At 39.1% G+C, this 14783-nt stretch carries 11 protein-coding genes; all 11 read right to left on the reverse strand.

From position 1 onward, the window contains the following. Positions 1-5 precede the first annotated feature (5 nt). Positions 6-815 carry a Cof-type HAD-IIB family hydrolase gene (locus tag FGQ66_RS01310; RefSeq protein ID WP_113845123.1) on the reverse strand — a complete coding sequence of 270 codons (810 nt, stop codon included), beginning with the start codon at positions 813-815 and terminating at the stop codon, positions 6-8. A gap of 8 nt (positions 816-823) precedes the next feature. After that, entirely contained in the window at positions 824-4402 is a 3579-nt protein-coding gene (smc, locus tag FGQ66_RS01315) for a chromosome segregation protein SMC (protein ID WP_138301448.1), read from the reverse strand. Between the two features lie 22 nt (positions 4403-4424). Beyond that, a complete protein-coding gene (gene rnc / locus FGQ66_RS01320) occupies positions 4425-5111 on the reverse strand; it encodes a ribonuclease III (protein WP_016177197.1) in 687 nt (228 codons plus the stop codon). A gap of 218 nt (positions 5112-5329) precedes the next feature. Continuing rightward, positions 5330-7114, reverse strand: a complete 1785-nt coding sequence (locus FGQ66_RS01325) for an oligopeptide ABC transporter substrate-binding protein (RefSeq protein ID WP_138301449.1) — start codon at positions 7112-7114, stop codon at positions 5330-5332. Between the two features lie 22 nt (positions 7115-7136). Further along, positions 7137-8051, reverse strand: a complete 915-nt coding sequence (locus tag FGQ66_RS01330) for an ABC transporter permease (protein ID WP_081133725.1) — start codon at positions 8049-8051, stop codon at positions 7137-7139. Positions 8052-8077: 26 nt separating this feature from the next. Next, positions 8078-9040 (reverse strand): oligopeptide ABC transporter permease, encoded by a 963-nt coding sequence (gene opp4B / locus FGQ66_RS01335; RefSeq protein ID WP_005880710.1) that lies wholly within the window; start codon positions 9038-9040, stop codon positions 8078-8080. Beyond that, positions 9040-9984 carry an ABC transporter ATP-binding protein gene (locus tag FGQ66_RS01340; protein ID WP_081133724.1) on the reverse strand — a complete coding sequence of 315 codons (945 nt, stop codon included), beginning with the start codon at positions 9982-9984 and terminating at the stop codon, positions 9040-9042. The genes opp4B and FGQ66_RS01340 overlap by 1 nt, the downstream gene beginning before the upstream one ends. Then, on the reverse strand, positions 9985-10989 hold the full coding sequence (locus FGQ66_RS01345; protein WP_113845117.1) for an ABC transporter ATP-binding protein: 1005 nt from the start codon (positions 10987-10989) through the stop codon (positions 9985-9987). A 273-nt stretch (positions 10990-11262) separates the two neighbouring features. Further along, entirely contained in the window at positions 11263-11505 is a 243-nt protein-coding gene (gene acpP, locus FGQ66_RS01350) for an acyl carrier protein (protein WP_005880715.1), read from the reverse strand. A 123-nt stretch (positions 11506-11628) separates the two neighbouring features. Beyond that, positions 11629-12630 (reverse strand): phosphate acyltransferase PlsX, encoded by a 1002-nt coding sequence (plsX, locus tag FGQ66_RS01355; protein WP_005880717.1) that lies wholly within the window; start codon positions 12628-12630, stop codon positions 11629-11631. 47 nt (positions 12631-12677) lie between these two features. Further along, positions 12678-14720: an ATP-dependent DNA helicase RecG gene (gene recG, locus FGQ66_RS01360; RefSeq protein WP_258547432.1), complete on the reverse strand. Its 2043-nt coding sequence runs from the start codon at positions 14718-14720 to the stop codon at positions 12678-12680. Positions 14721-14783 lie beyond the last annotated feature (63 nt).

Below are 14783 nucleotides of genomic sequence, written 5' to 3' on the forward strand. Positions count from 1 at the left end.
CCCTCCTAATCTAAAACAAATTTTTGAATGACTTTTGCCACACCATTTTCAACATTGCTTGAAGTAATGTAATCTGCTGATTCTTTCACAGCTGGCACCGCATTTTCCATCGCTACACCTAATCCAGCATATTCGATCATCGGTAAATCATTTTCTTCATCCCCGATTGCCATGATTTCTGCCGGTTCTAATCCTAGATCTTTCGCTAATAGAGAGATTCCATAAGCTTTTGTGACACCCTTAGGCATGAATTCTAGAAGCATGCTTCGTGTTTTGATGATTTCATATCTTTCATGGAATGTAGCTGGTATCTCTTTGATTTTTGGATCTAATTCTTCTTGTGGGTAAGCAATGACTGCTTTATTCAATACAAATTCATCTGTAATATCTGCCAATGTTGCTGGTTGAAATTGCAGCAATTTATTCAACACATTATATAGTGATTGCTTCTTGGGCGCACTTGGCAACTGCAACACCCGATTATCTGATAAAACATCTAGCGGCAAATCCAACTGTTGGGCTAAATCATACAATCGATGGATATCTGCGACTGTCATCACTTTCTTTTCCATGATTTCGCCTGTGTCATTTTTTTGGACCAGACCTCCATTGAAAGTAATGCTAAAATCGCCTTCATCTACTAAACCTAGTTCTTGCAGATAGTGAGCCATCGCTGCTAATGGGCGCCCTGTACATAACACGATCTTGACCCCTTTTGCTTTAGCTTCGGCCAACACACGCTTATTCTCATTTGAGATTTTTTTCTCTTCATCTAATAATGTACCATCTAAATCAATCGCAATTAATTTGATCATTTATTTTCCTACACTTTCGTTTCCATTTTTCCTTCTTCGTTGATATCCTCCATACGAACCGAAACGATTTTTGAAACTCCCGATTCCTGCATCGTCACGCCGTATAAAACATCGGCAGCAACCATCGTTCCTTTACGGTGTGTGACCACGATGAACTGTGTGCCATCTTGGAAGTCACTTAAATAGCGTCCAAAGCGTTTCACGTTTGCTTCATCTAATGCAGCTTCAACCTCATCTAAAATACAGAATGGAACTGGACAGACTCGAATGATCGAAAACAGCAAAGCAATAGCTGTCAACGCTCTTTCTCCACCTGAAAGCAAACTCAAACTTTGTAATTTTTTTCCTGGTGGTTGAACTTCAATCTCAATCCCTGTTTTCAAAAGATCTGTTGGATCTGTCAGCACTAACTCCGCACGTCCGCCACCAAACATATTCGGAAATACCACTTTGAATTCTTGACGAATTGCCTCAAAGACTTCTTTGAATCGTGTACGTACTTCGTCATCCATCTCTTCCATCGTTTCAAAAAGCTGATTTTTCGCAGACAACAAATCATCCCGTTGAGTCGCTAAAAATGTATGTCGCTCATTGACTTGTTCAAATTGTTCGATAGCACTCAAGTTGACGGGGCCTAAGTCCTCGATCTGCTCTTTCAATGATGCAACTTCAACACGGCTCGCTGCTACATCTTCTGTTTCTTCATAGTCAACGATTGCTTTTTCAAAACTGATTTGATATTCCGTTTGTAAGTAACCTAAATGAGTATCAAGAAGTACTTCTGCCCGATCTTTTTGCACTTCCAGTTTCGATTGTTCTGTCAGTTGGATTTTTTGTTGGCGATTTTGTTCTGCCAACACGATTTCAAGCTGGTCGATTTCTTTCTGGATATTCTCACGCTGTGCCTTAGTTGTTGTTAATTCTATTTGTAATGCTTCACGTTTCGCTGATAGCTCGCCAATTTTTTTCTCTAAACTTTCTTCTGTCATCTCATGGTCTGTAAAATCAGCTGTTAAATTTGCTAGCTGCTTTTCCAAACTTTCTTGACGTTCCAATGCTTCATTTTTTTGGACACGTGCTCCTCGCAATTGGATCTGTAAATGATTGAATTGTTCTTTTAAAACAGCCAGATCTGCTTGTTCTTGCGCTTTTTCAGCTTGGACTTGGGCTCTTTTCGCTTCCATTTGATCACTTTCTTGACTAAGTGATTTGATTTCTTCATCAATCTGTTGGCGTTGCAACTCGATTTCGCTCTGTCTTGCTGTAAGCTCTGATTGCTGCTTCTGATACGTTTCAATAAATTGCTGTAATTCACGTGTTTCAAAATTCGATACTTGCTTTTCTTTTTCAAAACGAGCTAAATCATTCATGATGTTTTGCAAGTGGTTCGTTACTTCTTGCTCTTCAAGTCGCAACTGTTCTCCTTGCGTACGCAAAACTTCTTGTTTTTCAGCCAAAATCGTTACTTCTTGCTGTAATTCTTGTACTTTCTTTTCTTGAAGTTGCAGTTGTTGATCCGCTTCTTCAAACGCTACAGTCAATTGTTTCAATTCTTGATTTTGTGAGAATAAACTTCCTTGATTTCCACGTTTGTTCGCCCCACCGGTCATCGAACCGCCGGCGTTCATCACATCACCTTCCAATGAAACAACTCGGTACTGATAGCGAATGGTTTGGGCGATGGCATTAGCACTCTCAAGATCCTTAGCTAATAGAATCGTTCCTAACAAGTTATGGACAACTGTTTGGATCTTATCAGGAAAAGTCACTTGTTCACTCGCAATGCCTAAAAAGCCGTCTACAGCTTCAGCTTGTGAAAGAATATGTGCTGGCAATTGTCGAGGTTTGATCGTTGTCAGAGGTAAGAAAGTTGCACGGCCCCCTCTTTGCTGTTTCAAATAAGTGATTGCCTGACGCGCATCGCGTTCATTTTCCACGATGACATGTTGAGCCGCCCCACCTAAAGCTGTTTCGATCGCCAAAGTGAAAGAGGATGGCACATCGATCAATTCAGCTACAGCTCCGATGATCCCTGACAGTTGTTGTTTGTGTTGTAAAACCAAACGTACCCCTTGATAAAAACCAAAATAATTTTCTTGGATTTCCTGTAAACTTTTTTGGCGTGCGCGCAATTGTTGCACCTGATTCATCAACTGATACATTTTTGGTTGTTCTTGTGCTAATTGATCCTGGTATTTTTTTCCATTTAGTTGGATTTTTTCCAGTTCATTTTTATTTGCTGCTAATCCTGTTTGGAGATGCTCTTGTTTCTTTGACAATTCCTGACGTTTGGCTGTCAACTCTAGCACAGAAGCTTCCACTTCTGATTGTTTTGCCAATGCCTGTTTGCTTTTTGATGTTTCTTGCAAATATTGGCGTTCTAGATATTTCAGTTCATTCCCCACATTTGCCTGTTCTTGCATCAAATCAACATATTGATCGCGTAATTCAGCCAACAATTCTTTGGTTGATTTTTGGTATTTCTCTAATTCTTGTTGGGTCTTCATCAACTGTGTTTGCGCTTGTTGGATCTCTATTTCTTTTTCATTCACTTCTTTAGTCAAGTTTTCTTGCATCTTTTCGAAGTGTCTGACTTTCTTCTGCGCTTCCGCTAAAGAGGTTTGATACTCTGCAGAACTTTTTTGTGTATGTTTTGTCCGCTCAAGTAACACATCTTTTTGGCCTTCTGCTTGTTTTAAACTCTCGGACAAAGCAAGTAATGTTTGTTGCCCCTTTTCGATCTGGCGATCTGCCTGCAGATTTTGTTTGCGTTTTTCTGCCAAGACTTCTTCTTGCGCTTGGATCTGTGTGGTCAAAGAAGACAATTCTTGATTGAATTGAACAAGTCTTGCTTGTTTCTCTTCCCAATCTTTTTTCGCTGCTTTGATCTCTGCAATCATCAAAGCAATATCTGTTTGCGTCAAGTCTTCTTTTAGGCGTAAGAATTTTTTAGCTGTTTCACTTTGAACAGATAAAGGCGCCAATTGTTCTGCCAATTCGTGGATAATATCTTGCACACGGCTAAGGTTATCTTCTGTTTCGAACAATTTTTGTTCTGCTTTTTTCTTACGTTGCTTGTATTTCAAGACCCCTGCTGCTTCCTCAAAGATTCCGCGGCGGTCTTCTGGTTTACTGCTAAAGATTGCTTCGACTTTTCCTTGCGAAATAATCGAAAATGATTCTTTACCTAGCCCAGAGTCCATAAATAATTCTTGGATATCTTTCAATCGACAAGCTTGTTTATTGATATAAAACTCGCTTTCGCCTGTTCTGCGATACCGTCTAGTCACGCTGATCTCGTTGTAATCTAACGGAAGATAATGGTCCGTATTATCCAAAGTGACTGTGACTTCCGCTACATTTAGTTGTTTTCTCGTATCTGAACCAGCAAAAATAATATCAGGCATTTTTCCGCCACGAAGACTTTTAGCTGATTGCTCGCCTAAGACCCAACGGATGGCTTCCGTAATATTGCTTTTTCCGCTTCCGTTTGGCCCAACGACTGCTGTTACACTGTTTTCGAAATCAATCACTGTTTTATCCGCAAAGGATTTAAACCCAGCTATTTCAATTCGTTTTAAATACACTAAGCATTCCCTCACTCACTTTTTACAATGCTGCTAGTGCATTTTCAGCAGCAGCTTGTTCTGCTAATTTTTTCGATTTCCCTTGACCTGTCCCGATCAATTTGTTGTCAACGTATACTTCGATCCAAAAAATACGTTCATGGGCGGGGCCTTCTTCCTTGATCAAACGATATTCAATGAAGACGTCCCCTGATTTTTGCAATACTTCTTGTAGTTTCGTTTTATGATCCATCTCATGTGAAAAAGCACCTGCTTTAACTTTTGGAAAGACGACTGCTTTGAGAAAGTCATGGGCTGCTTCAAAACCTTGATCTAGATACAAAGCGCCTAAGAAGGCTTCAAACAGATCACAAAGAAGTGCTGGTCTAGTACGTCCTCCAGAATTTTCTTCCCCTTTGCCTAACATGATGTATTTATCAAAACCACATTCTTTTGCAAATTTTGATAAGCTATCTTCACGTACGATTGCGGCACGGGTCTTCGTCAATTTTCCTTCTGGAATATCTGGATATAAACGATATAGATATTCAGAGACCATCAATTCTAAGACGGCATCTCCTAGAAATTCCAATCGTTCGTTATCAGATAATTGAAGGTTGCGATGCTCATTCACATAGGATGAATGGGTAAAAGCTTGTTCAAGTAGATTTAGATCGTGAAAAACGATAGTATACTTTTCTTTTAGTTCTTTTGTCAGCTGATTGTCCATTTTCCACATTCCTTTATGGATATTTTTTCAATACTTCCTTATTATACTGGTTTTTTCATAAATTTGAAATGGTTGAAATAAAAGGTAAGCAAAGCCTTAATAAACACCCCAAAAATTTTGATTTTTGCTATCCATTCTAGAAAAAAGTAAGCAATGAAGGCTATAAATACAAAAAAACCACAAAACAGATCAACTGTTTTGTGGTTTATTCTGATTTTTTATGAACGTGAATCTGCTGTTACAGAAACTTTAGCCCATGGATTTGGTTCATCGTATGCCCAGTTCCAATCTTTTACGCGATCGTTGACTGGCAATACTTCATTACGGAATAATGTTGGGATTGCAAAAGCTTCATCGAAAGCATATTTTTGCCATTTCTTATAAGCTTCTTTTTGGTAATCCGCATCAAATGATTTATCAGAGCCGATATCATCAATCAATTTCGTATTTTCATCTGAAGCAAAGCGTGTGTAGTTGAATGCTGCATTTTTGCCCCACAAGCCGTTTGGATTTGGATCAGTACCAGTATTCCAAGCTGCTTGGTATACATCGATTTCAGGATCATCATTTTCTAATTTGTCATAGAATGAGTTGAATTCGATCAGACGACCTGTTGTATATTTTACATTCAACCCGATTTTTTTCCATTGTTGAACGTAGTAGTCAGCTAATGGTTGAGCTGTTTCGCCACCTGCCATTGATGCAAAGTTGATTGTCAATTTCTTACCATCTTTATCTTCTCTTAGACCATCGTCATCTACATCTTTGTAACCAGCATCATCTAACAATTTCTTCGCTTTGTCCATATCTTGAGTATAGCCTTTTTGGTCCTTGTCATGGTAACCTTCAAATACTGGAGGAATCAATGATGTTGCATTGCTTCTCAAACCAGCGTAGAAACGTTCACCTACTGCATTATTATCTAATGCATAACCCATTGCTTGTCGCAATGATTTGTCTGCCATTTTTGAATTTTTGTCATAGTTTACAGTATTCTTAGCAGCATCCCATGTGCCTAGCTTGAAGCCTAGGTAAGTATAAGATGTTTGTTGACGACCTAAGTTTGTGTAGCCTTCTACATCTTTGTATGTGTCATACGTATCTGTAGGCATTTGGAAAACCATGTCATACAATTTTGAAGTCACTGCTTCTGTTGCACTTGCAATTGGCACTGATTTCATAGTGATTTTTTTCAATTTAGGTTTGCCGCCCCAGTAGTATTCATTTGGTAAATATTCTACAGATTCACCAGAGACGATATTACTCATGTAGTAAGGACCAAAAGTAACTGGATGTTTACGTACTTGATCGCTTGATTCCATATCTTTGATTGCAACACCTTCAAGCGTATGTTTTGGTGCAGCATAGGCCCAAATTCCGCCGCCAGCTTGTAGCATACTTGGTTCTACTTTTTTATATTGGATTTCAACAGTTGAATCGTCTACTTTTTTGATACCAGAAATTGTATCTGATTTTCCATCATGATACTCTTCCATACCTACGATATTTTGGAAAGTATCGTCATAGCGAATACCCGTGTAATCTTTGTTACCGATGATTTCATAAGGGAAAATAACATCATCTGCCGTTACAGCTTTGCCATCAGACCATTTTACGTTATCTTTGATTTTGATTGTTGCTTTTTTCGCATCTTGGTCTAAATCTAACGTTGCAGCCCCTTTATCATTGATTTTGAAACTAGCGTCATTAGCAAACAATGCTTCATGAGAAGGTGCCATGAATGCAGCATCATAAGCATCTTGATAGAATTCCCATTGGAAAAGTCCTTTGAACTGGCTGTCTGTTGCTACCGCAGCCTCTAGTTCGCCGTCTTTCACTGAATCTTTATCATTTTTTGTTGCTAAAGGAAACGTTAACTCTTTTTTACTGTCCCCTTTATCTGCGGAATTGCTTCCTGAAGAATCAGTACTCCCGCCACTACCGCAAGCAGCTAGTGCTACTACTGTAAGCAGTGTTGCAAATCCTAAAACCGTTTTTTTCATATCCTATATCCCCCTTTTCTTTCTATCCTAGTCGTTGTCGGGCATCAGCAGAACGCTTGAATGCTTGACCGACATAGTTGATACTTAACATCAAAACTAAAATTAGAATTGACGCAGGTAACCAGATCCATTGTCGATTCACTAAAACTTCTCCACTGCTGGCATAGCCAATCAATGTCCCTAAACTTGGAACATTCGCTGGCAAACCAAACCCTAAGAAAGTCAAAGTGGTTTCGATCCCAATATTTGCCGCAAAGTTCATCGTTAAGTTGGTGATGATCAATGAACTTAAGTTCGGCATGATTTCACGGAACATGATTTTAAAATCGCCTGTTCCCATCGTCTTCGAAGCACTCACGTAATCACGTCTTGCTTCAGATAATGTTTTACTTCTGAATAACCGGGCTTTTGCCACCCAATAAAAAGCACTCATGATGAAAATAAATGACCATACGTTGTAATTCGCAATAATCGATACAAACACGATGATGATCAACATGATCGGTAGAATCATGATAAAATCAACGATACGCATCAAAATATTATCAACGATCCCACCGTAGTAACCAGAGATGATCCCTAAGCCTACACCAATGATGGACGTAATCACTGTGATCGCAAAGCCAATCGTCACAGAGTTTCTGGCACCAATAATTAATTGTCCAAGGACATCACGGCCACCTTCATCTGCACCTAAAATAAATTTTGTACCTTCAGCGGAAATAGCACCCGGAGCTGCATACTTGTCAAAGATACTTACGTACATCACTTTGTCTTGGTCAGTGAATAGCGCACCAATAAAAATGACTAACAATAAAACCACTAGTAAGCCTAATGAAAAAATGGCTATTTTATCTTTTTTAAATTCACGCGCAATCATTCGCAAACCCATTGGTGGGATGCTTTCTTGCGTAACTTCTTTCTTTTTATCGCTCATTTGCTTTTGCTCCTTTCAGATTGATTTTATTGGATACGAATACGTGGATCGACAATGCTCATGATGATATCTGATAGCAAGGTTCCGATCAACGTTGCAATTCCTAAAATCAATACTAAGGATGTAATAACCGTATAGTCTCGTTGACCAATCGCATCGATAAACAATTTCCCGACTCCAGGGTAACCAAAGATTTTTTCAATAACTACTGACCCTGCAATCAGGGAAGTGATTTCATATCCCATCTGCGAAGCCATCGGCAATGCCGCGTTACGGAAAATGTGACGACTAAATACTTTTTTCGTTGGTACACCTTTTGAACGGGCTGTCCGTACAAAATCCAGAGACTTAGAATCAATGACTTCACTTCTTAAATACTGGATCGTGACAGCTGTTGCTAAGAAGGCTTGGGTAATCGATGGTAAAATGATATATTTCATTCGGTCAAACAGCTGCGTAATAAATCCACCCTGTAAGCCCAAGGTCTGTGAACCGCTCGTTGGAAACCAGCCTAAGCGATAACCAAAAATAAACAGCATGATCAGACCAAAAATGAACAATGGTACAGCAAAACTGAAGAAGTTATAAATCACGACAACTTTATCTAAAATCGAATTTTGATATCTACCTGCTAACATTCCTAACGGTACAGCAATCAAATACGTAATAATAACTGTCAAAACTGATAGATAGAGTGTATTGATGATTCGTTCACCGATCAAATCAGCAACTGTACGTTTATATAAGAAACTTTGTCCCAAATCTCCATGCAGTGCGTTGCCTATCCAACGGAAATATTGCTCATACCACGGATCATTCAACCCTGCGGCTTGTCTCATTCGTTCAATAACAGCTGGATCTTGGTTTGGATTGATCAATCCGGTAAATGGATCTCCCGGCATCGCTTTTGCCAACATGAAGATCAATACACTAAGTATGATCACTTGCGGGATCATCAGTAGCACACGTCTTAGAATCGTTTTCCACATTAACTAGCACCTCCGTCTTTCAACGCTACTTCATGCGTTGCTGTAATCGTACGTAAATCGTATACTCGTCCCGTCTGATCGTAATACTCATTTTGGTTTTGAATATACTCTTTTTCCACTTTCCGACGATTCTCTTTATGAAGTTCTCGATTTTCCACATCAATCTGAGGAATAGCCGAAAGCAAACGTTTGGTGTAGATGTGACGTGGGTCATTATAGATATCTTCACGAGTACCAATCTCAACAAAGCGTCCTTTATACATAATAGCAATGTTGTCACACATATGCTTTACGACTCCTAGGTCATGAGAAATAAATAAATAGCTGAGGCCAAATTCTTGTTGGATTCGCTTCATGAAGTTTAGTACTTGCGCTTGTACAGATAAATCTAAGGCAGATACTGGTTCATCTGCTACAATTAATTTTGGATTCGTTGCTACTGCTCGAGCAACACCGAGACGTTGACGTTGACCACCCGAAAATTCATGAGGGTATTTGTACAATGCATCTTCAGGCATTCCTACGATATCTAGCAATCCTTTTACTTTTTTCTTTTCTTCCTGATCGCTCAGGCGTTCGAAATTACGAATAGGTTCAGCAATGATATCTAATACCCGTTTTTTAGGATTTAAACTGGACATCGAATCTTGGAAGATCATTTGGACATCTTTGTTATAGCCGATTTTTTTTCGGTTACTTCGCTGAGTCACATCTTTGCCTTCGTAAATGATCTGACCAGATGTAACTTTTTCCAACCCAACAACCGCTTTTCCGGTTGTCGATTTTCCTGAACCAGATTCACCGACCAACCCATAAGTTTTTCCTTTTTCAATGATAAAATCTACGCCATCTACTGCGTAAACATGATCCGTTACTCGATTAAAGAAACCACTACGAATCGGATAGTGAACTTTCAAATCGTTGATTGTGATTAATTCTGACATCTACACCTCTCCTTTTTCGTCTCTAAAGTGGAAATGTTTGTAGCATGAGCAACGAACCAAATGATTCGGAGCAATTTCATGAAGAACTGGATTTTCTTCGTGATCACTCGCGGGGATCCAAGGAATCCGAGGAGCAAAACGGCACCCTTCACGCGGCATGTTTTTTAAAGATGGAACAACCCCTTCAATCACATGTAGTTCCGCATCATGATTTCCTTCTTGAGGAATAGAGTTCAATAAAGAACGTGTATATGGATGTTGTGGATTTTCAAATAGTTCCTTCACATTTGCTACTTCAACAAACTGACCGCCATACATCACAGCTACACGATCCGCCATTTCAGCAACGACACCTAAATCGTGCGTGATGAGGATGATTCCTGCTTTTGTTTCTTCTTGTAAATCTTTTAATAAATCAAGGATTTGTGCTTGGATCGTTACATCTAAAGCAGTAGTTGGTTCATCAGCGATGATGATCGGTGGCTTGCAGGCAATAGCAATGGCGATGATCACACGTTGTCTCATCCCACCTGATAATTCATGAGGATATTGTCGTCCTACTCGTTCAGGGTTAGGGATACCAACTTGTTCTAATAATTCTAAAGCACGTGCTTGTCTTTGTTCTGCGTTCATTTTTGTATGGTAAGACAAACCTTCTTTTATTTGGTCTTCAATTTTCATCAAAGGGTTTAATGCAGATAATGGATCCTGGAAAATCATGCCAATATCATTTCCACGAATCTTGTTATATAAAGTTTCGTTTAATTCGATCAAGTTTAAATCATTATATAAAATTTCACCTGTGATCTTTGTATTGTTTGGATCAAGTAACCCCATGATAGTAGTAGCTAATGTACTTTTCCCGCACCCAGATTCGCCCACGATTGCTAAGATCTCGTTTTTATCTAACGTAAAAGAAACGTCATCTACTGCATCGTAATATTCATCTTTAAGACGGAAGCCTGTATGTAGGTTTTGAACATCTAATAGTTGATTATCTGACAATCGAATACCCCTCTCTGCTCCCACGACGGAAGTTTTATTAATAAAAAATAATATTACACAGAGTAAAACGTTTTATAACAATCATTATTTTAAGCTTCGTGTAATAGATTATTAATAATTATATAGAAAATCGTTTTATAATGCAAGATTATTTCGAAGTGTTGCCAGAATTGTCAGAAAAATCTATTTAAAACCCTTTTCATTTTCAGAAAAGATTAAAAAAAAGTGAGTAAAGACCAAAAATAGTCTTTACTCACTTCTCTCTATCGAAAATTAGTTAAGATGACTGCTGATATAATCTACCGCGCCGCCAACTGTTTCAATTTGTTCTGCGTCTTCATCAGAGATCTCTGTTCCAAACTCGTCTTCAAGCTCCAAAACAAATTCCATGATGCTGATTGAGTCAGCTTTTAGGTCATCTTTGATATTTAATTCATCAGTTACTTTATCTGTATCAATTTCAAAATGATTTGAAATAATTTTCGCTACTTTGTTAAATATTTCTTCACGTGCCAATGTTTTCACCTCCAACAATTATCGAAATTGTCGACTTTCTTTCGCCAACGCTAATTCTACTGGCATTTTTTAAGAATGTCCACCTTTTTTTCCACCGACTTTTTCTCATTCGGATAAAAAAAGTCACTCTGCGCTTTTTTCAAATTGTTCAACCAATTGGCCGACTACATTTGTTTCAAGCATCGTATGGATTTGGCGGATCGTATATCTTACCGCATCTGGACCCGTTGCACCATGAGTTTTGATCACTGGCGCTTTCAGTCCAAAGAGCACAGCTCCGCCATGTTTAGAGTAATCCATTTCAGATTTTAATGAACGCAGGCCGTTTTTTAGTAGTACAGCCCCCATTTTTCCTTTAAAACCTTCATTTAAAATGGCTGATTTCAAAAGATCCATCATATTCATTGCAGTACCTTCGATTGATTTCAACACAGCGTTCCCAGTAAATCCATCAGTGACGACCACGTCAGCAACACCATTTAGCAATTCTCTTGCTTCTACATTACCAATGAAATTCAAACTCGTTTCATTGTGTAGTAATTCAAAAGCCTTTTTCGTAAGTTCGCTTCCTTTGGTTTCTTCTGTTCCGTTGTTCAATAGTGCAACCCGAGGGCGACCAATACCACGAACTTTTCGTGCATAAAACGAACCAAGTATACCATATTGTAGAAGATGCTCCGCTTTGTTTTCAGCATTTGCACCTAAATCCAACATATCAAAACCAGCATCAGGTTTGCCAATAACAGGCAATGTGGACATTAATCCAGGACGTTCGATGTTTTTGATCCTGCCAACGATAAATAATCCTGCAGCTAATAATGCTCCTGTATTTCCGGCTGAAAAAATAGCGTCTGCCTCTCCGTTTTTCACTGCTTGCGCCGCTAAAACCATCGAAGCGGTCTTTTTACGACGGATTGCTTTAACTGGTTCATCATCACTGCTTATTTTTTCATCTGTATGCACGATCGTGATATTTTTTTCATTTGTCAAATATTTTTTGATTTCTGCTTCCTTACCATAAAGGATAAATTCCACATCTGGGAAATCTTGTTGTGCTAAAGCCACACCTTCCACAATTGCTTGTGGTGCGTGGTCGCCACCCATTGCATCTACGGCGATTCTCATTATTTCCACTCCTTTTTTATCATCACTATAAAGTATAGCATAGTCTGCTAATCAAAATAATGATTATCTTGATTTTCTACCTCTAGACTATCTACCAAAGGCCGATATTCTGGTAGTACCTGCCAATTTTTAATTTGCCAAACATTCTGCGCTTCTTCACGGGCGACTTCCAACACATTGCCATCAGCCACAAGATCGGCAATCGCAAATTGAGGCAGCCCTGATTGGCGAAAGCCAAAGACTTCTCCAGGACCACGTAATTCTAAGTCTTTTTCACTTAATACAAAGCCATTATTTGTTTCTGTCATGATTTTCATCCGTTCAACGCCCAATTCATTCTTAGGATTAGCGACTAACACACAATAGGAAGCATCACTACCACGACCAACTCGGCCACGCAATTGATGCAACTGTGCTAGTCCAAAACGATCCGCATCCATGATCAGCATGACTGTGGCATTTGGAACATTTACTCCGACTTCGATAACGGTCGTCGAAACTAAGATTTGCATCTTATTTTCTTTAAAGGTTTCCATGATCGCATCTTTTTCTTGATTCTTCATTTTACCATGTAATAATCCCACTTCATACTGAGGTGCAAACAGCTCACTTAATTTCTCATAGATTTCTACCGCATTTTTCACATCCAGTGCTTCGGATTCTTCGATCAATGGACAAATCACGTACATCTGATGTCCCTTAGCTAATTCTTTATGTGTCCAATCCAATACACTGTCTAATTGCGGCGTTCTCACCCAACGTGTTTCGATGGGAATCCGCCCGGCTGGCAGCTCATCGATGATCGAAACATCCATCTCTCCATACGCGGTAATTGCTAACGTACGAGGAATCGGCGTTGCAGTCATGAACAACACATCTGGCCGCCAACCTTTCTCCCGAAGCACTTTTCGTTGATTGACTCCAAAGCGATGCTGCTCATCTGTGATCACTAACCCCAGATTTTGAAACTCCACGCCTTCTTGGATCAACGCATGTGTACCTATTATAATGTCTATTTCTCCGGTTTCTAGCTGTTCCATTAGTTCCTTTCGTTCTTTGGCTTTCGTTGAACCAGTTAAAAGAGCAAGCTTTACTTCTGTTGGATCAAACAATTGCTGTAAACTTTCCATATGCTGTTGTGCCAAAATTTCAGTGGGTACCATCAATGCGCCTTGGAATCCCGCTGTGATCGTAGCATACAAAGCAATGGCAGCTACAATCGTTTTCCCACTTCCTACATCCCCTTGTAAAAGACGTTGCATATGCTGCGGGCTTCTCAGGTCACGACAAATTTCATTCGTTACGCGTTTTTGTGCATTCGTTAATTCAAAGGGCAATTTCTTGGTAAACTCTTTTAATCGTTGGATATCGTATAAGATCTCCAGTCCATTTTTTTCTGCTTTTTCGGCTTTTTTTAGTCCTTGAAGTCGCATTTGGAACAAAAAGAATTCCTCAAAAACGATTCGTCGCTTCGCCTGATGATTTTCTTCATGATTTTTGGGAAAATGCATACTTCGAACAGCTGTTGGTCGATCCAATAAACGATACTTCTCGACTAAGTAGATCGGCAGATTTTCTTCAAGTAATTGTCCGTATTCTTCAAATCCTTTTTTTATCAGATCAACTAAGGTCGTTTGGCGTATCGATTTATTGACATGATAGATAGGAGAAAAATCATCTAATGTTTGAGAACCCAAGATTTTCATTCCATTTAACGCTTTTCGTTTTGCATCCCATTTTCCATAGACGGCGATTTCTTCTGATAAAATGATTTTATCTTTTAAATAAGGTTGATTGAAAAAAGAAACATTGAACACTGCATGATCTTGCATCATTCGAAACTGTAATCGACTTTTTTTGTATCCAAATCGGCTCATGACAGGTGGAGAAACCACAAGTCCTTTTAAGGTTACTTTCTCTTGGTCTTGGATCTCATTTAAATTTCTTTCTTGGATATCTTCATAGCGAAAAGGATAATAGGTCAGTAAATCTTCAATCGTATGTATGCCTAAACTGGCAAGACTCACGGCTCTTTTCTCTCCCACACCAGCCAACACCGTAACTGGATCATTCAAAGATCGCATGGTCATTTCCTCCTCTTCGTCATTTCCCAACTGGCTGTCTTATTCTGTTTCAGCCATTCCTTAGAAAGA

Source organism: Enterococcus sp. BSD2780061688st2 D3 (assembly GCF_005844145.1).
GTDB classification, from domain to species: domain Bacteria; phylum Bacillota; class Bacilli; order Lactobacillales; family Enterococcaceae; genus Enterococcus_B; species Enterococcus_B durans.

Coding starts and splice junctions, on each gene's coding strand:
- FGQ66_RS01310 (WP_113845123.1), bottom strand. CDS start 815: ATGATCAAATTAATTGCGATTGATTTAGATGGTACATTATTAGATGAA.
- rnc (WP_016177197.1), bottom strand. CDS start 5,111: ATGGACAATCAGCTGACAAAAGAACTAAAAGAAAAGTATACTATCGTT.
- FGQ66_RS01325 (WP_138301449.1), bottom strand. CDS start 7,114: ATGAAAAAAACGGTTTTAGGATTTGCAACACTGCTTACAGTAGTAGCA.
- FGQ66_RS01330 (WP_081133725.1), bottom strand. CDS start 8,051: ATGAGCGATAAAAAGAAAGAAGTTACGCAAGAAAGCATCCCACCAATG.
- opp4B (WP_005880710.1), bottom strand. CDS start 9,040: ATGTGGAAAACGATTCTAAGACGTGTGCTACTGATGATCCCGCAAGTG.
- FGQ66_RS01340 (WP_081133724.1), bottom strand. CDS start 9,984: ATGTCAGAATTAATCACAATCAACGATTTGAAAGTTCACTATCCGATT.
- plsX (WP_005880717.1), bottom strand. CDS start 12,630: ATGAGAATCGCCGTAGATGCAATGGGTGGCGACCACGCACCACAAGCA.
- recG (WP_258547432.1), bottom strand. CDS start 14,720: ATGACCATGCGATCTTTGAATGATCCAGTTACGGTGTTGGCTGGTGTG.